General features: G+C 59.4%; 18 protein-coding genes. 10 read left to right on the top strand and 8 right to left on the bottom strand.

All coding sequences use genetic code 11. From position 1 onward, the window contains the following. Positions 1-34 precede the first annotated feature (34 nt). Positions 35-661: a TRIC cation channel family protein gene (locus tag AC22LX_RS22510; protein ID WP_046883568.1), complete on the top strand. Its 627-nt coding sequence runs from the start codon at positions 35-37 to the stop codon at positions 659-661. Positions 662-739: 78 nt separating this feature from the next. Here the strand turns inward: AC22LX_RS22510 and erpA are convergent, their stop codons facing one another. Together erpA and clcA are read right to left on the bottom strand one after the other, a co-directional pair. Beyond that, the gene (erpA, locus tag AC22LX_RS22505; protein WP_008807363.1) at positions 740-1,084 is read right to left on the bottom strand and encodes an iron-sulfur cluster insertion protein ErpA; all 345 of its coding nucleotides are present in this window, start codon (positions 1,082-1,084) and stop codon (positions 740-742) included. Between the two features lie 81 nt (positions 1,085-1,165). Further along, entirely contained in the window at positions 1,166-2,584 is a 1,419-nt protein-coding gene (gene clcA, locus AC22LX_RS22500) for a H(+)/Cl(-) exchange transporter ClcA (protein ID WP_072251481.1), read from the bottom strand. Between the two features lie 179 nt (positions 2,585-2,763). On the opposite strand from clcA, the gene hemL reads away from it, so the two are divergent. Beyond that, on the top strand, positions 2,764-4,044 hold the full coding sequence (gene hemL, locus AC22LX_RS22495) for a glutamate-1-semialdehyde 2,1-aminomutase (protein WP_045376565.1): 1,281 nt from the start codon (positions 2,764-2,766) through the stop codon (positions 4,042-4,044). A gap of 745 nt (positions 4,045-4,789) precedes the next feature. Here hemL and fhuB read toward each other — a convergent pair. The 6 genes from fhuB to hrpB all read right to left on the bottom strand — a co-directional run bounded on the left by fhuB (position 4,790) and on the right by hrpB (position 16,302). Next, a complete protein-coding gene (fhuB, locus tag AC22LX_RS22490) occupies positions 4,790-6,772 on the bottom strand; it encodes a Fe(3+)-hydroxamate ABC transporter permease FhuB (protein WP_047050155.1) in 1,983 nt (660 codons plus the stop codon). Continuing rightward, positions 6,769-7,659, bottom strand: a complete 891-nt coding sequence (gene fhuD / locus AC22LX_RS22485) for a Fe(3+)-hydroxamate ABC transporter substrate-binding protein FhuD (RefSeq protein ID WP_045390115.1) — start codon at positions 7,657-7,659, stop codon at positions 6,769-6,771. The genes fhuB and fhuD overlap by 4 nt, the downstream gene beginning before the upstream one ends. Continuing rightward, positions 7,659-8,456 (bottom strand): Fe3+-hydroxamate ABC transporter ATP-binding protein FhuC, encoded by a 798-nt coding sequence (gene fhuC / locus AC22LX_RS22480; protein WP_045390112.1) that lies wholly within the window; start codon positions 8,454-8,456, stop codon positions 7,659-7,661. The genes fhuD and fhuC overlap by 1 nt, the downstream gene beginning before the upstream one ends. 45 nt (positions 8,457-8,501) lie before the next feature. Then, positions 8,502-10,712 (bottom strand): ferrichrome porin FhuA, encoded by a 2,211-nt coding sequence (fhuA, locus tag AC22LX_RS22475; RefSeq protein WP_045390109.1) that lies wholly within the window; start codon positions 10,710-10,712, stop codon positions 8,502-8,504. Positions 10,713-10,954: 242 nt separating this feature from the next. Continuing rightward, positions 10,955-13,507 carry a bifunctional glycosyl transferase/transpeptidase gene (mrcB, locus tag AC22LX_RS22470; protein WP_045390106.1) on the bottom strand — a complete coding sequence of 851 codons (2,553 nt, stop codon included), beginning with the start codon at positions 13,505-13,507 and terminating at the stop codon, positions 10,955-10,957. 365 nt (positions 13,508-13,872) lie between these two features. Beyond that, positions 13,873-16,302 carry an ATP-dependent helicase HrpB gene (gene hrpB / locus AC22LX_RS22465; protein ID WP_045390103.1) on the bottom strand — a complete coding sequence of 810 codons (2,430 nt, stop codon included), beginning with the start codon at positions 16,300-16,302 and terminating at the stop codon, positions 13,873-13,875. A gap of 72 nt (positions 16,303-16,374) precedes the next feature. Between hrpB and thpR the strand changes: the two genes are divergently transcribed. From thpR to panC, 8 genes are all read left to right on the top strand, one after another. Then, complete coding sequence (gene thpR, locus AC22LX_RS22460) at positions 16,375-16,911, top strand: RNA 2',3'-cyclic phosphodiesterase (RefSeq protein ID WP_045390100.1); 537 nt, start codon at positions 16,375-16,377, stop codon at positions 16,909-16,911. After that, the gene (gene sfsA / locus AC22LX_RS22455; protein ID WP_045390098.1) at positions 16,911-17,627 is read left to right on the top strand and encodes a DNA/RNA nuclease SfsA; all 717 of its coding nucleotides are present in this window, start codon (positions 16,911-16,913) and stop codon (positions 17,625-17,627) included. Before thpR ends, sfsA begins: the two co-directional genes overlap by 1 nt. 163 nt (positions 17,628-17,790) lie before the next feature. Further along, positions 17,791-18,246: an RNA polymerase-binding protein DksA gene (gene dksA / locus AC22LX_RS22450; RefSeq protein ID WP_007373199.1), complete on the top strand. Its 456-nt coding sequence runs from the start codon at positions 17,791-17,793 to the stop codon at positions 18,244-18,246. A 60-nt stretch (positions 18,247-18,306) separates the two neighbouring features. Then, positions 18,307-19,188, top strand: a complete 882-nt coding sequence (gene gluQRS / locus AC22LX_RS22445) for a tRNA glutamyl-Q(34) synthetase GluQRS (RefSeq protein ID WP_047050158.1) — start codon at positions 18,307-18,309, stop codon at positions 19,186-19,188. 119 nt (positions 19,189-19,307) lie between these two features. Continuing rightward, complete coding sequence (gene pcnB, locus AC22LX_RS22440; protein WP_072047944.1) at positions 19,308-20,705, top strand: polynucleotide adenylyltransferase PcnB; 1,398 nt, start codon at positions 19,308-19,310, stop codon at positions 20,703-20,705. Then, positions 20,702-21,181 carry a 2-amino-4-hydroxy-6-hydroxymethyldihydropteridine diphosphokinase gene (gene folK / locus AC22LX_RS22435; RefSeq protein ID WP_045390092.1) on the top strand — a complete coding sequence of 160 codons (480 nt, stop codon included), beginning with the start codon at positions 20,702-20,704 and terminating at the stop codon, positions 21,179-21,181. The genes pcnB and folK overlap by 4 nt, the downstream gene beginning before the upstream one ends. A 120-nt stretch (positions 21,182-21,301) precedes the next feature. Beyond that, complete coding sequence (gene panB / locus AC22LX_RS22430) at positions 21,302-22,093, top strand: 3-methyl-2-oxobutanoate hydroxymethyltransferase (RefSeq protein ID WP_047042642.1); 792 nt, start codon at positions 21,302-21,304, stop codon at positions 22,091-22,093. A gap of 11 nt (positions 22,094-22,104) precedes the next feature. Beyond that, complete coding sequence (gene panC / locus AC22LX_RS22425) at positions 22,105-22,959, top strand: pantoate--beta-alanine ligase (protein ID WP_045390090.1); 855 nt, start codon at positions 22,105-22,107, stop codon at positions 22,957-22,959. The last annotated feature ends 13 nt before the right edge of the window (positions 22,960-22,972 follow it).

Raw genomic sequence — 22,972 nt, 5'->3', positions numbered from 1 at the left:
CCGCCTGGCAGCAGGCTTTTAGCGGGAACTGACGATGCTTGTCTATTGGCTGGATATTATTGGCACAGCCGTATTTGCTATCTCCGGCGTATTGCTGGCGGGGAAATTACGCATGGACCCTTTCGGCGTGCTGGTATTAGGCGTAGTGACCGCCGTGGGCGGCGGGACGATTCGCGATATGGCGCTGGCCAACGGCCCGGTGTTCTGGGTTAAGGACCCTACCGATTTGGTCGTGGCGATGGTCACCAGTATGTTAACGATTCTGCTGGTCCGCCAACCGCGGCGCATGCCGAAATGGGTACTGCTGGTACTGGATGCCGTCGGCCTGGCGGTGTTTGTCGGCATCGGCGTGAATAAAGCCTTTATTGCCCATACCGGCCCGCTGGTGGCTATTTGCATGGGCGTGGTCACCGGCGTCGGCGGCGGGATTATCCGCGACGTGCTGGCGCGAGAAGTACCGATGATTCTGCGCACCGAAATCTACGCCACCGCCTGCATTGTCGGCGGTATCGTGCACGCAACGGCGCACTACACCTTTCAGCTGTCGCTGGAAAACTCGGCGATGTTAGGCATGGTGGTGACGCTGGGGATACGCCTGGCGGCGATTCGCTGGCACCTGAAGCTGCCTACCTTTGCGTTGGATGATAACGGACGGTCATAAAAGCAAAACGGTAACCCTGAGGTTACCGTTTTTCGTGTTTGCCGCTCTCTTTGTGGAAGAGGGCTGGAGTCGCTTGCGTTAAACGCTGAACGAGGAGCCGCAGCCGCAGGTGCTTTTCGCGTTCGGGTTAGTCACGATGAAACGTGACCCTTCCAGGCCTTCGGTATAATCGACGGCGCCGCCAACCAGATACTGCAGGCTCATTGGGTCAACCACCAGGCCGACGCCCTGTTTCTCGATGGTCATATCGCCTTCGTTGACCTGATCGTCAAAGGTGAAGCCATACTGGAAACCGCTGCAACCGCCGCCGGTGATGTACACGCGCAGTTTCAGGTTCGGATTGTCTTCATCCGCAATCAGATGTTTTACTTTGTTCGCTGCGGCTTCGGTGAACTCCAGCGGCAACGCTACGTCATCACTCATTTTTTGCTCCCATTGATACTTCCGGCCGATTAAAGAATAACCGGACCTTTTGAGCCATTATCTAATACCCTGGTAAATCGTTCAAGTATTCTCCCGGGGTACCTGCTGCGCTTTCGCCGCCTCTTCGGCCTTCTGCTTTGCCAGGGTACGCTGCAGAATGGTCGAATACAAAGGTTTACCGCCGAGGAACTGTGCCAATAGTGTTGCCCCAAGGCAGGTAATAATCATTGGCAAAATGAGCTGATAGTTATCGGTCATCTCCAGCACCAGCACAATCCCGGTGAGCGGCGCGCGCACCGAAGCCGCCAGCAGCGCCCCCATCCCGGCGATAGCGAAGGTACCGGCATCCAGATGATAGGACGGAAACAGCGGAATGGCAGCCATGCCGAATGCCGTCCCCAGCAGCGTGCCGAGCGCCAGCATCGGGGCAAAAATCCCCCCCGGCGCGCCGGAAGAGAAGCACAGCAGCGTGGTGATGACGCGGGCAATAAAAATGAACAGCAGCAGCCCAACCGAGAAGTTGCCGGCAGCGGCGATCGGGATAAGGTTAAAACCGCCGCCCACCGCGGTCGGCTGCATCAGACCCAGCAGGCCGCACAGCCCGCCGATAAGCCCGCCAATCAACACCCATTTTTTGATATTGCCGCCGTGGAGGCGCTGGAACATATCCTGCGTCCGCAGCACCAGGGTATTAAACAATGGCCCGAAACAGCCGAAAATCATGCCCAGCACCAGGTACAACCACAGGGTATTCACCGGCGCATTGCTCAGCTTGCCGACTTCGATAATCGCCCCTTCGCCGTTAAAAATACGGAACACGATGCTCGACATGATCACGCCGGTAAACACGGCTTTAATCGAAATCAGGTTGTAGCGGAACTGCGGGCGCATCTCTTCGATGATAAACAGAATGCCCGCCAGCGGCGCGTTGAAGGCAGCGGAGAGGCCCGATGCCGCACCGGTGGCCAACAGTGTATGCCGCGCTTCCGGGCTACGCAGACGAAACACATCCACCACCATGCGCCCGATATTACCGCCAAGCTGTACCATCGGCCCTTCGCGCCCCAGCACCATCCCGGCGCCCAGCGTCCCCATGCCGCCGATGAATTTTACCGGCAGCACGCGCCACCAGCGTACCGGACGCAGCTCTTCCAGCGCGCCTTCGATTTCCGGGATCCCGGAACCGCCGGCTTCCGGCGCAAAGCGGCGCACCAGAAAATAGCCGACCATCGCCAGCAGCGCCGACAGGATGAAGGCCAGCGGCCAGACGAGATACCAGTGGTCCGCCACCTGCACCAGGGCGCCAATTCGCTGGTTCTGCACCCAGTTCACGCTCTTTTCAAACGCCACGCCCACCAGCCCGGCCAGCGTGCCGACCACCGCCGCCATCAACAATACCGCCAGCGGCGTTTTATCGCGTTGAATTAAACGGCGGACCGCATCGCTACGGCGCACGCGAACGAACTGATGTGCTTCAAAAGAGGGAGTTTCTGATTTCATGCCATTATCATTTATTGGTAATACAAATGAGAAGAGAGGCATTCTAGCCGCCTCCGCGCCGCGCGTCGTCAAAAAATTGTTTCGTCTGCTTAATGTTTCAATTGGGCAAAACTTTCATAACCTTCATGGAATAACTTAGAATAGCCCGATAACTTTATTCACGAACCAGGATCCTGGCCATGAGCAAATCTGAAAATCTGTATAACGCCGCCCGCGAACTTATCCCCGGCGGCGTCAACTCGCCGGTCCGCGCCTTTACGGGCGTCGGCGGCACCCCGCTGTTTATTGAACGTGCGGATGGCGCCTACCTGTACGATGTCGATGGTAAAGCTTATATCGATTATGTCGGTTCCTGGGGGCCAATGGTGCTGGGTCACAACCATCCGGCCATTCGTAACGCGGTGATTGAAGCGGCAGAGCGCGGGTTAAGCTTCGGCGCGCCAACCGAAATGGAAGTCAAAATGGCGGAACTGGTTACTGAACTGGTACCGACCATGGATATGGTGCGCATGGTGAACTCCGGCACCGAAGCCACCATGAGCGCCATTCGCCTGGCGCGCGGCTTCACCGGCCGCGACAAAATCATCAAGTTCGAAGGATGCTACCACGGTCACGCCGACTGCCTGCTGGTGAAAGCCGGTTCCGGCGCGCTGACTCTCGGCCAGCCGAACTCGCCGGGCGTACCGGCCGATTTCGCGAAGCATACCCTGACCTGCACCTATAACGATCTTGCCTCGGTACGCGCGGCGTTTGAACAGTATCCGCAGGATATCGCCTGTATCATCGTCGAACCGGTGGCCGGCAATATGAACTGCATTCCGCCACAGCCGGAGTTCCTGCCGGGCCTGCGCGCGCTGTGCGACGAGTTTGGCGCGCTGCTGATTATTGACGAAGTGATGACCGGCTTCCGCGTCGCGCTGGCGGGCGCTCAGTCCTATTACGGCGTGGAGCCGGATCTGACCTGTCTGGGTAAAATCATCGGCGGCGGTATGCCGGTGGGCGCTTTCGGTGGTCGCCGCGAGGTCATGGACGCGCTGGCGCCGACTGGTCCGGTGTACCAGGCCGGTACGCTGTCAGGCAACCCTATCGCCATGGCCGCAGGCTTCGCCTGCTTAAGCGAAGTGGCGCAGCCGGGCGTGCATGAAACCCTGACCGAGCTGACCAATCAACTGGCGGATGGCCTGCTGAACGCGGCGCGCGAAACCGGGATCCCGCTGGTGGTGAATAATGTCGGCGGCATGTTCGGTATCTTCTTTACCGATGCCGAAACCGTCACCTGCTATCAGGACGTGGTGAAGTGCGATGTTGAACGTTTCAAGCGTTTCTTCCACCTGATGCTGGAAGAAGGGGTTTACCTCGCCCCGTCGGCGTTTGAAGCCGGCTTTATGTCCGTCGCCCATAGCGAAGAGGATATCAACAACACTATCGACGCCGCGCGTCGGGTGTTTGCCAAACTGTAAGGTACTTGAATGCCTGGTGGCGCAGGGATTTTCCCGGAGGCGGCGCATTGCGCCTTGTCCGGGCTAGCAAATCGCGCAGCCTTGTAGCCCCGGTAAGCGCTAGCGCCACCGGGGATTTTCCCGGAGGCGGCGCATTGCGCCTTGTCCGGGCTACCAAATCGCGCGGCGCTGTAGCCCCGGTAAGCGCTGGCGCCACCGGGGATTTTCCCGGTGGCGGCGCATTGCGCCTTGTCCGGGCTAGCAAATCGAGCAGCACTGTAGCCCCGGTAAGCGCTGGCGCCACCGGGGATTTTCCCGGAGGCGGCGCATTGCGCCTTGTCCGGGCTACCAAATCGCACAGCCTTGTAGCCCCGGTAAGCGCTGGCGCCACCGGGGATTTTCCCGGAGGCGGCGCATTGCGCCTTATCCGGGCTAGCAAATCGAGCAGCACTGTAGCCCCGGTAAGCGCTGGCGCCACCGGGGATTTTCCCGGAGGCGGCGCGCTGCGCCTTGTCCGGGCTACCAAATCGCGCAGCCTTGTAGCCCCGGTAAGCGCTGGCGCCACCGGGGATTTTCCCGGAGGCGGCGCATTGCGCCTTGTCCGGGCTACCAAATCGCACAGCCTTGTAGCCCCGGTAAGCGCTAGCGCCACCGGGGATTTTCCCTGAGGCGGCGCATTGCGCCTTGTCCGGGCTAGCAAATCGCGCAGCCTTGTAGCCCCGGTAAGCGCTAGCGCCACCGGGGATGTTGAGGCCATCCGGGATCGTTAGCGGCTCTGCTTTCTCAGCAAATAGATAAAGTACGGCGCGCCGATAAACGTCGATAACAGCCCCGCCGGGATTTGGTAGGGGAACATGATCATTCGCCCGCACCAGTCGGCGAACACCAGCAGCATCCCGCCAATTAGTCCGGAAATGACCATATGCGGCATCGTCCGGCGGAATCCCATCATCCTCGCAATATGCGGCGCCATTAAACCAACGAAACTTAACGGCCCAATGGTTAGCGTCGCCGTTGCCGTCAGGCTCGCCGCCAGCAGCAGCAACCCAATACGCGATGGCGTTAATGCCATTCCCACCGCCCGCGCCGCCTCGCCGCCGAGCGGCAGGATGGTCAGCCAGCGGCGACAGAGCGGCGCCAGCGCCAATAGCGCCAACATTACCACCCCGCTACGCAGCACCATCTCCGGCGTCGCGCTATAGGTCGAACCGGACATCCACGTCAGGATTTGCGCCATTCGCGGATCGCCGCTGGCCTGTAGCATCATCAATAGCATGGTGAAAGCGGTGCTCAGCGCCATCCCCGCCAGCAGCATCCGGTGCGGCGAGAACCCCCCGCGCCCGGCGGCGACCAGGATGACCAGCAGCGTCGCCGCCGCGCCAAGACTGCCGGCTGGCAGCAGCCAGACAAAAGCGTTGCCCGGTACGAAGAATAGCATCAACACCACGCCGAACGCCGCGCCAGAGCTGATACCCAGCACTTCCGGGCTGGCCATCGGGTTACCGGTCAGGCGTTGAATAATGCAACCCGCGACGGCCAGCATCACCCCGGCGAACAGCGCCGAGAGCACCCGCGGCCAGCGCCATGGCATTAATTGCTCCAGCAGATCGCCGCTGGCCCATTGCCACCCCTGCGCATCACGGCCAAAGGTCAGCGCGGCGGTTACCGCCAACAACATCAGCGCCAGTCCGCCCAGCGCGAACCACTGCACGTTGCGGCGCTCAATCAACGCCTTATCGCCGCCGTTCATCACCGGCGCGCTGATACTACGCAGCCGCGGCAGTAGCCACAGTAATAAAGGCGCGCCAATCAGCGCGGTGACTGACCCGGTCGACACTTCCCGCCATACCCGGCTGAGCCAGAGAATAATTTGGTCGGAAAGCCACAGGATCAGCGCGCCAAGTAGCGCCGCCAGTACCAGCCGCGATAGCAGGCGGCGGGCGCCGAGCATTTTCGCCAGCAGCGGCGCGAACAGACCGATAAAGCCGATAATGCCGACCGCGTTGACCAGCAGCGCGCTTATTACTATCGCCAGAGTCAAGACGCCAAGGCGCGCCAGAGAAAGCGCCAGCCCGAGATTTCGCGCCACGCCATCATCCAGCCCCATCAACGTTAACGGGCGTAGCAACAGCAGCGTCAATATTGCGCCGCCAAGCAGCTGCGGCCACAGGCGCTGCGCCACGCTCCAGTCGGTCTGCGTCAACGTCCCGGTACTCCACAGGAACATGCTTTGCAGCTGGTCGTGATGGAAAATCACCATCAGCTGATTGACCGCGCCGCAATAGAGACTCACCACCAGACCGGCCAGGATCAGCGTCACCGGCGACAGACGTTTGCCCCACGAGACGCCGAACACCAGCGCGCCGACCAGACAAGCGCCTGCCAGCGCGGCAAACTGCGACGCCAGCACGCCGGGAATCGCCCATAGCGTCGTCACCGTCATTCCGAGCTGCGCGCCGGTGGCAACGCCGAGCGTGGTCGGCTCCGCCAGCGGGTTACGCAGCACCTGCTGGAACAGTACGCCGACGAGCCCCAGCCCGGCGCCGACCAGCAACGATACAGCCAGCCTCGGCAGCAAGCTGTAATGGAACAACATCTGGGCGATATTATCGCTATCCGGCTGCCACAGCGCCTGACGCCACTGCGCGTAAGGTAAAGCAACCTGAAGGTTGATGATGCTCAGCGCGAAAGCGGCAACCAGCAACACGACCAACAGGATAATGGCTAACGGCGAGAAACGCGCGTTCATACCGCCCTCCCCTGCGCATCGGCCAGTACGCGGGCGAAATGCATCGCCGACAGCGTCGCGCCATAGAACCATACCGCCGGAAGGCGCTGGAAACGCCCGGCGCGCACGAAAGGCATCGCCTGCCACAGCGGGGTCGCCATCATCTGGGCCATCTCCCGATCGTTGCCGTGATCGAAACAGATAACATCGGCCTCTTTAAATTCCGCCAGCCGATCGATGCCTACGGTGATACTGCCCCAGAATGCCGCTTCACCGCGCCAGGCGTTTTTGATGCCAAAACGATCGAGCACTTCCTGGAACAGGCAGTTCTCGCCGAAGACCAGCACATGGCGAGCATCAAGTAGCGAAATCATCAGCAGCGGGCGATCGCCACGCTCGGCAAATCGCGGACGCAGGCTTTCCATCAACGCGTCGAACTCCGCCAGATGGCGCTTCGCCTGCTGTTGCTTACCCAGCAGGTCGGCCATTTCCAGCAGCGAACGCTGGGCCATCGCCAGCGGCCGTTTGCCGTCGCTGAAGGTGAAGCCGCGACCGGGCGCAATGCGCGCCAGCTTTTCCGGCGACGGGCCATAGCCTGCCGACCAGACGATAAACGACGGTTTCATCTGCGTCAGTAATTCAAGATTGGGTTCAGTGCGCAGGCCGACATCAATCACCGAAGCGGGTAACGCCGGCTCATTGACCCACAGGTTGTAGTTGGGAATATCGGCTACGCCGTAGGGCGTAACGCCGAGCGCCAGCAGCAGCTCGGCCGGTAGCCACTCCAGCGCGACGACGCGCTGCGGGTCAACGTTCGCCGCCTGCGCGCCGCGCATCTGCCACAGCAGCGGCGACAGCGCCATTGCCGTCAACAGGCGTCGGCGTGAGAAGAAGTTCGAATTTTCCATCAATAGACAAAACTTACCGGCGCTGCGCCCGCCGGATGCGGCAGGATCCCCATCGGGATGCCGTAGATTTGTTCCAGCGTTTCGCTGCGCATCAGTTCCGCCGGCGTCCCCTGGGCGATCATTTCGCCGCCGCGCAGCGCCACCAGATAATCGCAATAGCGGGCGGCCATATTAATATCGTGCAGGACCGCGATCACCGTCAGGCCACGCTGCTGGCTGAGACGATGCACCAGCGCCAGCACATCGACCTGGTGGGCGATATCCAGCGCCGACGTCGGTTCATCGAGCAGCAGACAGCGGCTATCCTGCGCCACCAGCATGGCGATCCACGCGCGCTGGCGTTCGCCGCCGGAAAGGCTGTCCACCAGCCGATGCGCCAGCGGTTTCAGCCCCACCAGCGCAATGGCCTCTTCTACTTTTTCGCGATCCGCCACGCCGAAGCGCCCCAGCGCGCCGTGCCACGGATAGCGGCCAATCGCCACCAGTTCGCGCACCGTCATCCCTTCCGCCGCCGGCAGTTGTTGCGGCAGATAGGCCACTTTGCGGGCAAACGCCTTGCTGCTCCAGCTGTCCAGCGGCTGGCCGTCCAGCAGCACATCGCCTTCGGAAGGCGGCTGATGGCGGCCAAGCATTTTGAGTAACGTGGATTTGCCGGAACCGTTATGGCCAATCAGGCCAGTGACTTTTCCTGCCGGGAAGGTCAACGAGAGGGGATGAAGCAGCGTGCGGCCAGGCACGCGAAAGGTCACGCGATTTAACGCAAACGTCGTCTCAGAATGCGGAGTCTGTTCCTGCATAGCAACAACCTGATATTGGGCGCGGCGAACCGCGCCCGTGAGTAGTTAGAAGCGGAAGGTTGCGGTAGCAACAACCTGACGTTCCGCCCCCCAGTAGCATGCGTACTCGCTATAGCAGCTGGAGACATATTCGCGGTCAAACAGGTTGTTGACGTTGACGCCGACCGAGGACCCCGGCAGGCCAAAGCGCGCCAGATCGTATTTCACCGTCGCATCCATCAGCGCATAACCGGCCACATTGAAGGAGTCATTCTTCTTACCGGTACTGGTGTCATTTTTGTAGTAGCTGACCGTCGAACCGATATAACGCGCGCCCGCGCCAATGGTCAGCCCGCTAAGCGCGGTTTCGTGGAAGGTGTAATCCGCCCACAGTGACGCCATGTTACGCGGCACTTCCGCCGGACGCTTGCCTTCGAAGACGGTGTCGTGAGTGTATTCGGCATCGGTATAGCTGTATGCCGCGGTCAGGTTGATATTGGCATTGACCGCCGCCTTCGCCTCCAGCTCAAAGCCGCGGGAGCGGATTTCGCCGGTTTGTACGCTGAACAGTCCGGTCGGATCGTTCGGGTCTGCCGTCAGGTTCTTATCTTTAGTCAGCTGATAGACCGCCGCGGTCACCACCACCGGCATATCTTTCGGCACGTATTTCACGCCGGCTTCATACTGCTTACCGCGCGACGGATCGAACGGCTTGCCGGTGCTATTGGAACCCGATACCGGTTCGAACGATTCGCTGTAGCTGAAGTACGGGGAGATACCGTTATCGAACAGATAGTTGATCCCGCCGCGCCAGCTGAACTGCTGGTCGTGATTTTCCGCCATGCTGCTGGTGGAACGGGTGAAGGTAGACGTGGTGGCGTAATCGTAGCGGCCGCCTAAGGTCATCACCCATTTGTCCCACTCCATCTGATCCTGCGCGTACAGGCCCGTCTGCTCCATACGGTTAAGGACCGCGTACGGGAAGTTGACGTTCACGTTCGGGTTGCCGTACTGCGGATTGGTCATGCTAATGGCATCGGCTGTACCGTAGTCCGCATCAACGTCGTTACGCATCCGCGAGTAGTCCACGCCGGTCAGCAGCGTGTGGTTCACCGCGCCGGTAGCAAAATCAGACTGCAGTTGCGTATCAACGGTAAAGGTATTCAGGTGCTCATCGGAACGCACGTAGGCACGATTGATTTTCCCCGGCTCCTGGTAACCATTGCCGTAGACCGAACGATACAGCGTATGCACATCGGCATAGCGCAGGTTCTGACGCACGGTAAAGGTGTCATCGAACTGATGGGAGAAGCTATAGCCAACCATCTGCTGGCGACGCGACATCTTGTTATCGGACTCGCCTTCGTTGAAGTCGGTTGGCAGCTTGTGGGCCTTGCCGTTGGCATCGTAATACGGCACCACGGTGCCTTCGCGCGGCAGCCAGCCGTAGTAACCCGCATCCGGGTCATTCTGGAAGTTGCTCAGGAAGGTGAAATCGGTTTTATCATCCGGACGCCAGCTGAAGGACGGAGCGACGGCGTAACGGGTCGATTTCGCCATCTGCTGCTGCGCATCCTGGCTGCGGCCTAAACCGGTCAGACGGTATGACCACACGCCGTCATCATCAATGGCGTCGCTGAAGTCGAAACCGGTTTGCCACAGGTTATCGGTGCCCATTTTAAACTGTACTTCTTTCAGCGGCTCGGTGGTCGGACGCTTGCTGACCATGCTGACGATACCGCCCGGGTTGCTGTTGCCGTACAGTACCGAGGTTGGCCCGCGCATCACTTCCACGCGTTCCAGGAAATACGGGTCCATCGAGACTTCAGAGTAGTTGTTACCCTGCAGCTTCATGCCATCCAGATACTGGTTGGTGTTCACCGTGCTGGAGGTGGTGAATCCACGAATGGTGACCACATCATAGGTGGTCGAGCTACCGCGAGTGGAGAAAACGCTCGGCGTGTAAGAGAGCGCTTCTTTGACCGTTGTCGGCTGCTTCATGTCCATCTCTTCGCGGGTCACCACGGAGATAGACTGCGGCGTTTTTTCAATGGGAGTATCGGTTTTGGTGGCCGTGGCGGAACGCTTCGCGGCGATAGTCGGTGCCGGTCCCCAGGCGCTCTCCTGGCTGGCTGGCGCCGCGGTAACGACGAGGGTTTCTTCTTTCGGTTGTTCCGCAGCCTGTGCATAAACAGACATGCCGCTAACCGCCGTGGCTACTACGACTGCGATTTTACGCAGCGAGTGATTTGGCTGAGCAGTTTTAAGACGCGCCATTGGTATATCTCTGATGAAAGTGAATGATAACGTAAACGAGAATTATTATTATGACGGGTGACATAATAGGCGAAACGCGGAATCCAAGGCAAGCGCTATGCCGAACAGGAAGCGCCAAGGGATTAATAAATAACCAGACGGTTATTAAGGAGTTATCACCGTGTTAAGCAGATACCCTAAATAAAAAAGCCCCCTAATACCTTCGTATTAAGGGGCTGTTCAGACGTTCAGCTTAAACGGTTTTAGTTGCCGCCAAACATATCTTTAATCCAGCCGGCCACGCCATCGCTCTTTTCCTGCTTCGCAGGCTGCTGCTGTTGCTGCTGCGGTTGGTTAGCAGGCTGCTGCTGCCCGGACTGGTTGAACGGGTTATTGGCTTCCTGCTGCTGTTGCTGCTGTTGCTGCAGGGCTTCGCCCTGGCGGCACAGCGCATCCGGCGAGGTAGTCCACACCGGCAGCGTACGCATACCGCCGCTACACTGGAAGTAACCGTTGCTGTCCACGCCCATATCCACGACGTCTTCCGGCGGCGTCAGCGCCAGCGGCGTCGGGGTCTGGTTAGCCAGGTAGCGCTGATAAATCGACATCGCGCCGCTGGCCCCGTACAGCTTGGTCGGCTGGTTGTTATCGCGGCCAACCCAGGTAATCGTCACCTGGCTGCCATCGATACCGGCAAACCAGGTATCCACATTGTTGTTGGTGGTCCCGGTTTTACCCGCCAGATGCAGGCCAGGATACTTGGCGCCAAGCTGACGGCCGGTACCGCGCTGCACCACCTGCTGCATGGTCCACAGGGTCATATAGGCTGCCTGCGCCGGAACGGCGCGTTCCGCCTGCGGGTAGCTCTGGTACAGCACCGTACCATCTTCAGCAATAACGGAACGCAGCGCCGACAGCGTTGCGCGGTTACCGCCGCTGGCGATGGTCTGGAATGCCTGCGCGACTTCAATTGGCGTCAGGTTAAGGGCGCCAAGGATCATCGCAGGAACCGCATTCAACTGGTCTTTCGGCACGCCCAGCTTCTGCCAGGTATCGGTGATCGCCGGCAGACCCAGCGACATCCCGAGGTTAACCGTCGGCACGTTCATCGAACGGGTCAGGGCATCCACCAGCATCACCTGACCGCTAAAGCGACGATCGTCGTTCTGCGGCGACCAGGTCTGGCCGTTCGACAAGCGAATCGTCACCGGCGCATCGGCAATCCACGTATTCAACCGATACTGATTCGGCTGGCTCAGCGCGGTCAGATAAGTGGCCGGTTTTGCCAACGAACCAATCGAACGACGCGCCTGCATCGCGCGGTTGTAGCCGGCAAACTGCGGCTCCGCGCCGCCGACCATCGCCCGGACTTCGCCGGTGAAGCGATCGACCACCACCATGGCGGTTTCCAGATCCGGCAGCTTACGCTGTTTCTTCAGTGCCGGGATACCTTCGATGGCCGCTTTTTCCGCCGCATCCTGAGCCACCGGGTCAAAGGTGGTGAAGATCTTCACGCCGGAGAGATCTTTTACTTTATCGCCCAGTTTCGCCTGCAGCTCCTGGCGCACCATCTGCATGAACGCCGGCTGCGGAGAAATCACCCCGCCGCGCGGCTGCACGCCCAGCGGACGGGCGCTCAGCATATCGTACAGCTCCTGGTCGATAATGTTCTGCTGCTGCAGCAGACGCAGCACCAGGTTACGCCGCTCCAGCGCCAGTTTCGGGTTACGCCACGGGTTATAGATTGACGCCCCTTTGACCATCCCGACCAGCAGCGCCTGCTGATCGAGGCTCAGCTCTTCTACCGGGCGGCCAAAGTAGTACAGGCTCGCCAGCGGGAAGCCGCGGATTTCGTTGTCGCCGCTCTGGCCGAGATACACTTCGTTCATGTACAGCTCAAGGATACGATCCTTGCTGTAACGGGCGTCAACGATCAGCGCCATATAGGCTTCGTTGGCCTTACGCCAGTAGGAACGCTCGCTGGACAGGAACAGGTTCTTCACCAGCTGCTGGGTCAGGGTACTTGCCCCCTGCACCGTACGCCCCGCCGTCAGGTTCGCCAGCACCGCACGGCCCATTGAGTACAGGCTGATACCGTCATGCTCATAGAAGTGGCGGTCTTCGGTCGCCAGCAGCGTATCCACCAGCAGATCCGGGAAACCGCTACGCTTAACGAACAGGCGCTGCTCGCCGTTCGCCGACTGCAGCATGGTGATCAGGCGCGGATCAAGACGGAAGAAACCGAACTGACGGTTGTTATCCATATTCTCGATGGTATCCAGATGATCGCCATCGAAGGTCAGACGCGCGCGCACCTGCCCCTCTTTGCTATCCGGGAAATCGAACGGACGACGGATCATCTCGATGCTGTTAGCCTGTACGGTGTATTCGCCAGGACGCGTCATTGCGCTGACCTGACGGTACTGGGTCGCATTAAGCAGGCGCACCATCTCGTTTTTGCTGATCTGCATATCCGGCTCAAGGTTGACCATCCGGCCATACACTGCCGCCGGCAGTTCCCAGACTTTACCGTCAATGCGGCTGCGAATTTTCTGGTCGAGGTAGACGCCATAGGCGGCGATAATTACCGCAAAGACAATCCCCAGCTTAACCAGCAGCCACAGCCAGCTGCGCTTACGACGAGGCTTATTGCCTTTGCCCTTTCCTTTCTTCGGCATCGGTCGTTCATCCTCATAATCGTCATCGTAATCATCGTCGTAGTCCTCTTCCCGGACCCGGCGACGGGTGACTTTTTGTTTTGCCGGGCGTGAAGGTCTCCCTTTACGTCCGATAGGCTCGCGGTCATCTCCCGCCATGCTTTTTCTCCGCAACTTTCAGGCGTAAAGGCCTGATTCTCAATACTTCCTCTTGAAGGAGGAAGAAGATATCTCTCAATTTAACACCCGCCGCGCTGCCGCGGCCGACGTCTTTCATATCATCTTCGAAGAATAATTCATTAAACAAATCATATAATTATCTGTTTAAGCTGAAGAATATCTCCGGACATAGCACGAATTGTCCAGGCCACAGAGAATAGCACTAATCCGCGACATTCTTAACCAGCATTTTACAACCGCAAAACGCGATAAACGGTAAAATATGATGTTTTTTAATAACATAAATATTGCGCCGTGTGACTCAGGCCGCCGATTTTCAGAACTGCCTCGGCCGGCGCTGCATCTCAGGAATATTTTTTCGTCCGCCGGGTCGGCGCGGTATTCGCCGGGTCATCCGGCCAGACATGTTTCGGGTAGCGCCCCTTCATCTCTTTTTGCACCTCGCGGTACGCCCCTTGCCAGAAGGCGCTCAAATCGCGGGTAATTTGTAACGGTCGCTGCGCCGGCGAAAGTAATTCCAGCACCAGGGGAACCCGCCCTTCGGCAATGCGCGGCGTCGTCGCCTCGCCAAACATCTCCTGCATCCGTACCGCCAGCGCCGGCGGGTTATCTTCATGATAGCGAATAGCGATACGGCTGCCGGTCGGCACCGTGTAATGGGTCGGCAGCTCGCTATCCAGCTTCTGGCGTAACGTCCACGACAGCCAGTTTTGCAACGCCTGTCGCAGGTCTACCGCCTTGAGCGCCCGAAGCGAATGCACCCCGGTCATCTGCGGCAACAGCCACGCCTCCAGCGAAGCTAACAGCGATGCGTCATCAACGGCGGGCCAGTCCGCTTCCGGCAGCCACTGCGCGGCGCAGTGCAGCCGCAGGCGCAGTTGTTCAGCCTCCGGCGTCCAGTTCAATACCCCGAGCCCCTTATCGCGGATACCGTTGAGCATCGCCTGGTGCAGCTCCGCCTCCGACGGTTTCGCCAACGGCTGAGTTTTTATCACCAGCTGGCCAATGCAGCTACGCCGCCAGGCTTTTAGCGTCCCCTGCGCTTCATCCCACTCCACGGTATCGGAGCGTTGTATCAGCTCAGGACGCTGCGCCACCAGTTGGTCAATATCCAGCGGCAGCGCCAGCAAAATTCGCGCATCGGGCGCCGAACTGCCCTGTAGTAGCAGCGGCGCAATTAGCCATTCGTGACGGCCGAGCGCGTCATCGGCATCCAGCATCGCCCCCATGCCGTTAGCCAACTGATAGCGCCCTTCCTGGCCGCGTCGACGGGCGATCCGGTCGGCAAACGCTGGGGCCAGCAACGCCGCCATCCGCTCAGCATCAGGCTGACCGCCGCGGCTGGCCAGCCGCTTCAATAACTGCTGCGCCCGCTGCTGCCAGTTGCCCTGCTGGCGCGCAAACGCGGCGCCTAAGTCACTATTGCCGCCGCGCGGCGGCTCCTCAAGAATAGCCGCCAGTTTCGCCGCCGTCGCCGCGTCATCCGCGGAATCGGCCGCCGTCAGCATGGCTGCCAGACGCGGGTCGTTACCCAGCGCCGCCATTTGGCGCCCGTGAGCCGAAAGGCGTTCGCCCTCCAGCGCCGATAGCGCCGTCAACAGACGCCGCGCCGCCGCCAGATTGATCGCCGGCGGTAGGTCCAGCCAGCGAAGCTCGGCCGGATCGCGGCAGCCCCACTGCAACAACTCCAGCAGCAGAGCCGATAGATCGCTTTGCAGAATTTCCGGATCGCTCTGCGCCGCCGCGCGCTCCGCCTGCTCTTTCGCCAGCAGATGCAGGCAGATCCCCGGCTCCAGACGCCCGGCACGACCGGCGCGCTGGGTCATTGACGCCTGGCTTATCCGCTGGGTGATTAGCCGGGTCAGGCCGGTGCGCGGATCGAAGCGCGCGACCCGCTCCTGAGCGCTGTCGACCACCAGGCGAATGCCTTCGATCGTCAAACTGGTTTCAGCGATATTGGTCGCCAGCACCACTTTGCGCATCCCGGCGGGCGCCGGGAGAATCGCTTTGCGCTGTTCGCTCAGCGGCAGCGCGCCGTACAGCGGGCATAACAGCACATCGCTGGCCACACGCTCGCTTAATTGTTCCTGTACGCGCTGAATTTCGCCAACGCCCGGCAGGAATAACAGCATCGAGCCCTGCTCCTCACGCAGCAGATCCGCGGCGGCGATCGCTACCGCTTCGGCAAAACGCTGATGGCTCGCCAGCGGCGTAAAGCGACGTTCAACCGGGAATGCACGCCCTTCGGAAACTACCACCGGCGCTTCCGGCAACAGGCGCTGCAGACGATCGTTATCCAAGGTCGCCGACATGATCAATAACTTGAGATCGTCACGCAGCCCCTGCTGAACGTCCAACAACAACGCCAGCGCCAGATCGGCCTGCAGGCTACGTTCATGAAATTCATCGAGGATCACCAGTCCCACGCCGGAAAGTTCCGGATCGTGCTGCAAAGTACGGGTTAAGATCCCTTCGGTGACCACTTCCAGACGGGTATTTGGCCCAACGCAGCTTTCGGCGCGCATCCGGTAGCCTACCGTTTCTCCCGGTTTTTCTCCCAGCAGCTCCGCCAGACGCTGAGCGACGTTACGCGCCGCCAGCCGCCGCGGCTCCAGCAGAATAATCCGGCCATCAATGTTGCCATCGGCGAGGATCTGTAGCGGCAGCCAGGTTGATTTACCCGCGCCGGTAGGCGCGTTAAGCAGCACCTGCGGCGCCTGCTGCAGGGCGGAAAGAAGTTCGGGAAGAATTGCGGCAACCGGCAATGAGGACACGAAAGGCTCCGGAGGTTAACATTCGAGGGCAAGCATTGTAGCATCCCCGTAATTCATTACCGAGTCTCTATCATGTCCGAGCCGAAACGGCTGTTTTTCGCTCTTGAACTGCCGAAAGCGATACAGAAACAGATTATTCACTGGCGCGCCGCCCATTTTGCCGACGATGCCGGAAGGCCGGTCGCCGCCGATAACCTACATCTGACGCTGGCGTTTCTCGGCGACGTCAGCGCTGAAAAACAGCGCGCGCTGTCGGCAATGGCCGGACGCATTCAACAACCGCCCTTTACCCTGACGCTCGACGACGCCGGCCAGTGGCTGCGTTCGCGCGTAGTGTGGCTCGGTACCCGCCAGCCGCCGCGCGGCATGCTGCAGCTGGCAAATATGCTGCGCGCTCAGGCAGCGCGCAGCGGCTGCTATCAAAGCCCGCAGCCGTTTCATCCGCATATCACCCTCCTGCGCGACGCCCGCCACGCGGTGCCAATCCCGCCGCCGGGTTTTTGCTGGCAGGTGCCGCTCAACGAATTTGTGCTTTATGAGTCCAGCTTTCTCCGCGGACGCACCCGCTACAACGTGCTGGAACGTTATCCATTTACCAGGGAACTCTGATGCTGTTCACTCCGCCTTTGCAGTCCGCCACTTTAATTAAACGTTACAAACGGTTTCTGGCCGATGTCGTCACGCCGGAGGGCCAGGAGCTGACGCTGCACTGCCCGAATACTGGCGCCATGACCGGCTGCGCCGCGCCGGGCGATACCGTCTGGTATTCCACTTCCGATAATCCTAAACGTAAATATGCGCATACCTGGGAATTAACTGAAACCCAACAGGGCGCGGTCATCTGCGTCAACACGCTGCGGGCCAATACCCTCGCGAAAGAGGCGGTACTCGCCGGAAATATCCCTGAGCTTGCCGGGTATAACATTCTGAAAAGCGAAGTAAAATATGGCGAAGAAAATAGCCGAATCGACCTTATGTTACAGGCAGAAGGCCGCCGTAACTGCTATATTGAAGTGAAATCGGTTACGTTGGCGGAAAAAGAGTACGGTTATTTTCCCGATGCCGTTACCGCACGCGGTCAGAAGCACCTGCGGGAACTCATGAGCGTCGCGGCCGCGGGCCATCGGGCCGTGATTTTATTCGCCGTGCTGCATTCGGCGATAGACCGTTTCTCACCCGCGCATCATATTGATGCCAAATACGCACAGCTGTTGATAGAGGCGCAGGAAAAGGGGGTAGAAATTCTCGCCTGGAAAGCGGAACTTTCTACCAAAATGATGACTCTGAATAAGCCGATTGCCGTGGCGTTAACCCCCGGTAATTAAAAGGCTAAATTGTGTCCGGTTCGCGAGCGCAAATACGCTTTTCTTCACAGCGTTGTCAAGTGTAACGTTTAGATAATTGCTATCCGGAAAAGCATCTGCTATTTATAGCGGCCTGATTTTTCCCCCACATGGGGATCGATAGTGCGTGTTAAGGAGAAGCAACATGCAAGAAGGGCAAAACCGTAAAACATCGTCCCTGAGTATTCTCGCCATCGCTGGGGTGGAGCCGTACCAAGAGAAGCCGGGCGAAGAGTATATGAACGAAGCCCAGCTGGCGCACTTCAAGCGCATTCTTGAAGCATGGCGTAATCAACTCAGGGATGAAGTGGATCGCACCGTAACGCATATGCAGGATGAAGCAGCTAACTTCCCGGACCCGGTCGACCGTGCCGCGCAGGAAGAAGAGTTCAGCCTGGAGCTGCGTAACCGCGACCGCGAACGTAAACTCATCAAGAAGATTGAGAAAACACTGAAAAAAGTCGAAGACGAAGACTTCGGCTTCTGCGAATCCTGTGGCGTGGAGATTGGCATTCGCCGTCTGGAAGCGCGTCCAACAGCTGACCTGTGCATCGACTGCAAGACGCTGGCGGAAATTCGCGAAAAACAGATGGCGGGTTAATTCCCAGCTACCTCACTCTCTGGCGGGAGTTTCTCCCGCCTGATTCCCCTTGTGTTTAACATGACCGACTCAGACTATATCGGGCGCTTTGCTCCCTCACCTTCCGGCGAACTCCACTTCGGCTCATTAATCGCCGCCCTCGGCAGCTATCTACAGGCGCGGGCGAAAGGCGGTATCTGGCGCGTACGCATTGAAGATATCGACCCGCCGCGGGAAGTTCCCGGCGCCGCCGACACTATTTTGCGACAGCTCGATCGCTACGGTCTGCACTGGGACGGCGAGGTACTGTGGCAATCCCAGCGGCACGAAGCCTATCGCGAGCGCCTCGCCTGGCTGCGCGATCGGGATCTCTGCTACTACTGCACCTGCACCCGCGCGCGCATTCATAGCGTCGGCGGGATCTACGACGGCCACTGTCGCGATTTGCGCCTTGGCGGCGAAAACGCCGCGCTGCGCCTGCGTCAGACCCGTCCGGTACTGGAATTTTATGACCAGTTGCGCGGAACCATCGTCGCCGACGAACCGCTGGCGCGGGAAGATTTCATCATCCATCGTCGCGACGGGCTGTTCGCCTATAACCTGGCGGTAGTGGTTGACGACCATTTTCAGGGGGTCAGCGAAATCGTCCGCGGCGCCGATCTCATCGAGCCAACGGTACGACAAATTTCATTGTATCAGCACTTTGGCTGGCCTGTGCCAGACTACGTGCACCTGCCGCTGGCGCTGAATGCCGAAGGTAATAAGCTCTCAAAACAAAACCACGCCCCGGCCCTGCCGGAGGGCGATCCGCGCCCGGAAATTGTGCGGGCATTAACATTTTTGAATCAGGATGTCGTCGAGGATTGGCAAGCGCTGAGTATTGAAGATTTACTCAAACAAGCGGTAGCCAACTGGCAGCCTGCAAAAATCCAGCATTCTCAAATGGCTCCCGCTGAGCTATGATTAGCCGCTATTTTTGCTCGTCGCCCTTCAGGTTGCCCCTGAATTTGCCGTTTAAATGCAACCTGAAGCCCATAGAGTAATGTTTTATCCGAAGTTCGTCTGACACTACGAGGTGCACCATTTTTACCCGAGTCGCTAATTTTTGCCGCAAGGTGCTAAGCCGTGAAGAGCGCGAGGCAGAGGCTGCCGCCGTCGAACAAACGCATATGACGGTGATCCCGCGTGAACAGCATGCAATTTCCCGCAAAGATATCAGTGAAAACGCGCTCAAGGTGCTCTATCGACTGAACAAGGCGGGCTACGAAGCTTACCTGGTTGGCGGCGGCGTTCGCGACCTGCTGCTGGGCAAGAAGCCAAAAGATTTTGACGTCACCACCAGCGCGACCCCGGACCAGGTACGTAAACTGTTCCGCAACTGCCGCCTGGTTGGCCGTCGCTTCCGCCTGGCGCACGTGATGTTCGGGCCGGAAATCATTGAGGTCGCCACCTTCCGCGGCCATCACGAAGGCCACACCAACGACCGCGTCACCTCCCAGCGCGGCCAGAACGGCATGCTGCTGCGCGATAACATCTTCGGTTCTATCGAAGAAGATGCCCAGCGCCGCGACTTCACCATCAATAGCCTTTATTACAGCGTGGCGGACTTCACCGTACGCGACTACGTTGGTGGAATGCGCGATCTGCAGGAAGGGGTGATTCGCCTGATTGGCGACCCGGAAACCCGTTACCGTGAAGATCCGGTGCGCATGCTGCGCGCGGTACGTTTCGCCGCCAAACTCCATATGCGCATCAGCGCCGAAAGTGCCGAGCCAATTCCGCGTCTGGCCCCCCTTCTTCACGACGTCCCCCCGGCGCGTCTGTTTGAAGAAGTGCTGAAACTGCTGCAGGCGGGTTATGGTTATGAAACCTACCAGCTGCTGCGCGAATACAGCCTGTTCCAGCCGCTGTTCCCGACGATCACCCGCTACTTCACCGAGCGCGGCGATAGCCCGATGGAACGTATCATTATCCAGGTGCTGAAGAATACCGATAACCGCCTGCATAACGACATGCGCGTTAACCCGGCGTTCCTGTTCGCGGTCATGTTCTGGTATCCGCTGCTGGAAATGGCGCAGAAAATCGCGCAGGAGAGCGGGCTGGCCTATTACGACGCCTTCGCGCTGGCAATGAATGACGTGCTGGATGAAGCCTGCCGGACGCTGGCGATCCCTAAACGCATCACCACCCTGGTGCGCGATATCTGGCAGCTGCAGTTGCGCATGTCCCGTCGTCAGGGCAAACGCGCGTGGAAACTCATGGAGCATCCGAAGTTCCGCGCCGCCTATGACCTGCTTGAACTGCGCGCAGGCGCCGAGAACAATCACGAACTGCAGCGCCTGACCAAATGGTGGGGCGAGTTCCAGGTAGCCGCGCCGCCGGAACAGAAAGATATGCTCAACGACCTCGGCGACGATCCGGCTCCGCGCCGCCGCCATCGCCGCCCGCGTAAACGCGCGCCGCGTCAGGGTAACGCATGACCCTGGTCTATATCGCCATTGGCAGTAATCTCGCCTCGCCGCTCGAGCAGGTGAATGCGGCTATCCGCGCGCTGGCCGACATTCCGGACAGCCGCGTGGCGAGCGTGTCTTCGCTGTACCGTACGCCGCCGCTGGGGCCGCAGGATCAGCCCGACTATCTCAATGCCGCCGTCGCGCTTGAAACCGCGCTCGCGCCGGAAGCGCTGCTCGATCACACTCAGCGCATCGAACTGCAGCAGGGACGGGAGCGGAAAGCCGAACGCTGGGGACCGCGAACGCTGGACCTCGATATTATGTTGTTTGGCGATGCGGTCATTAACAGCGAGCGTCTGACGGTGCCGCACTACGATATGAAAAATCGCGGTTTTATGCTCTGGCCGCTGTTTGAAATCGCCCCACAGCTTCACTTCCCCGATGGCCTCGCCCTTCGCGCCGCGCTGGAAAATCTGGGCGCCGAAAAACCCGCTCTCTGGTAACCCCTACTCCCTTTTTTAGCATTTCCGGCGATAGTGGTAATCGGTTGCCCAAAATCATTGCCCCCCTGAATGCTGCTGTTAGAATGCCGGTTAATATGACTTTCATCATCAGGAAACGTTATGAAACCGACCACCATTGCCCTGCTGCAGAAATGCAAACAGGAGAAAAAGCGCTTCGCCACTATCACCGCCTACGACTACAGTTTCGCTAAGCTTTTTGCCGACGAAGGCATTAACGTTCTGCTGGTGGGCGATTCGCTGGGGATGACGGTACAGGGCCACGACTCCACGCTACCGGTGACCGTTGACGATATCGCTTACCACACCCGCGCGGTGCGCCGCGGCGCGCCGAACAGTCTGCTGCTCGCCGACCTGCCGTTTATGGCCTACGCCACGCCGGAACAAACCTTCGAAAATGCCGCCGTCGTGATGCGCGCCGGCGCCAATATGGTCAAGCTCGAAGGCGGCGCCTGGCTGGCTGATACCGTCAGGATGCTGGCGGAGCGTGCGGTACCGGTTTGCGGTCACCTCGGTCTGACGCCGCAATCGGTGAACGTGTTCGGCGGCTATAAAGTACAAGGTCGCGGCGATGCGGCGCAGGCGCTGTTTGATGACGCATTAGCCCTGGAAGCCGCCGGCGCCCAGCTGCTGGTGCTGGAGTGCGTGCCGGTAGAGCTGGCAAAACGCATTACCGAAGCGCTGACGATCCCGGTTATCGGCATCGGCGCAGGCAACGTGACCGACGGGCAAATTCTGGTGATGCATGACGCTTTCGGGATCACCGGCGGCCACATTCCTAAATTCGCGAAAAATTTCCTCGCAGAAGCGGGCGACATCCGCGCCGCGGTACGGCAGTATATTGCCGAAGTCGAATCCGGGACCTATCCGGGCGAAGAACATAGTTTCCATTAAGGAGTCTTGTTGTGCTGATAATTGAAACCCTGCCGCTGCTGCGCCAGCATATCCGTCGTTTACGCCAGGAAGGCAAGCGCATTGCGCTGGTTCCCACCATGGGCAACCTGCACGATGGTCATATGAAGCTGGTTGATGAAGCCAAAGCCTGCGCGGATGTCGTGGTGGTCAGTATCTTCGTGAATCCCATGCAATTTGACCGTCCGGACGATCTGGCGCGCTATCCGCGTACCCTGCAGGAAGATTGCGAAAAGCTGAACAAGCGCAAGGTCGATTTTGTCTTTGCTCCGGCGCCGGCGGAAATTTATCCGCAGGGTACCGAAGGGCAAACCTTCGTTGATGTCCCGGGCCTGTCGACCATGCTGGAAGGCGCCAGCCGCCCTGGCCACTTCCGCGGCGTCTCGACCATTGTCAGCAAGCTGTTCAACCTGGTGCAGCCGGATGTCGCCTGCTTCGGCGAGAAAGATTTCCAGCAGTTGGCGCTGATCCGCAAAATGGTCGCCGATATGGGTTATGACATCGAGATCGTCGGCGTGCCGATTATCCGCGCGAAAGACGGCCTGGCGCTGAGTTCGCGTAATGGTTATCTGACCGCCGAGCAGCGTAAAATCGCCCCGGGTCTGTATAAAGTGCTGAGCTCGGTGGCGGAAAAACTTGCCGCGGGCGAACGTCATCTTGAGGAAATCATCGCCATCGCCGAGCAGGAGCTCAACGAATCAGGTTTTCGCGCCGACGATATCCAGATCCGCGATGCCGACACCCTGCTGGAGCTCACGGATGCCAGCAAACGCGCGGTGATCCTGATGGCGGCATGGCTGGGCCAGGCGCGTCTGATTGATAACAAAATCGTCGAGCTGGGCCAGTAGTCCGGAACGAAAA

It is taken from the genome of Klebsiella sp. PK01 (assembly GCF_057624675.1).
This window is presented reverse-complemented; position numbering and strand designations above follow the sequence as displayed.

Coding starts and splice junctions, on each gene's coding strand:
- AC22LX_RS22510 (WP_046883568.1), top strand. CDS start 35: ATGCTTGTCTATTGGCTGGATATTATTGGCACAGCCGTATTTGCTATC.
- erpA (WP_008807363.1), bottom strand. CDS start 1,084: ATGAGTGATGACGTAGCGTTGCCGCTGGAGTTCACCGAAGCCGCAGCG.
- clcA (WP_072251481.1), bottom strand. CDS start 2,584: ATGAAATCAGAAACTCCCTCTTTTGAAGCACATCAGTTCGTTCGCGTG.
- hemL (WP_045376565.1), top strand. CDS start 2,764: ATGAGCAAATCTGAAAATCTGTATAACGCCGCCCGCGAACTTATCCCC.
- fhuB (WP_047050155.1), bottom strand. CDS start 6,772: ATGAACGCGCGTTTCTCGCCGTTAGCCATTATCCTGTTGGTCGTGTTG.
- fhuD (WP_045390115.1), bottom strand. CDS start 7,659: ATGGAAAATTCGAACTTCTTCTCACGCCGACGCCTGTTGACGGCAATG.
- fhuC (WP_045390112.1), bottom strand. CDS start 8,456: ATGCAGGAACAGACTCCGCATTCTGAGACGACGTTTGCGTTAAATCGC.
- fhuA (WP_045390109.1), bottom strand. CDS start 10,712: ATGGCGCGTCTTAAAACTGCTCAGCCAAATCACTCGCTGCGTAAAATC.
- mrcB (WP_045390106.1), bottom strand. CDS start 13,507: ATGGCGGGAGATGACCGCGAGCCTATCGGACGTAAAGGGAGACCTTCA.
- thpR (WP_045390100.1), top strand. CDS start 16,375: ATGTCCGAGCCGAAACGGCTGTTTTTCGCTCTTGAACTGCCGAAAGCG.
- sfsA (WP_045390098.1), top strand. CDS start 16,911: ATGCTGTTCACTCCGCCTTTGCAGTCCGCCACTTTAATTAAACGTTAC.
- dksA (WP_007373199.1), top strand. CDS start 17,791: ATGCAAGAAGGGCAAAACCGTAAAACATCGTCCCTGAGTATTCTCGCC.
- gluQRS (WP_047050158.1), top strand. CDS start 18,307: ATGACCGACTCAGACTATATCGGGCGCTTTGCTCCCTCACCTTCCGGC.
- folK (WP_045390092.1), top strand. CDS start 20,702: ATGACCCTGGTCTATATCGCCATTGGCAGTAATCTCGCCTCGCCGCTC.
- panB (WP_047042642.1), top strand. CDS start 21,302: ATGAAACCGACCACCATTGCCCTGCTGCAGAAATGCAAACAGGAGAAA.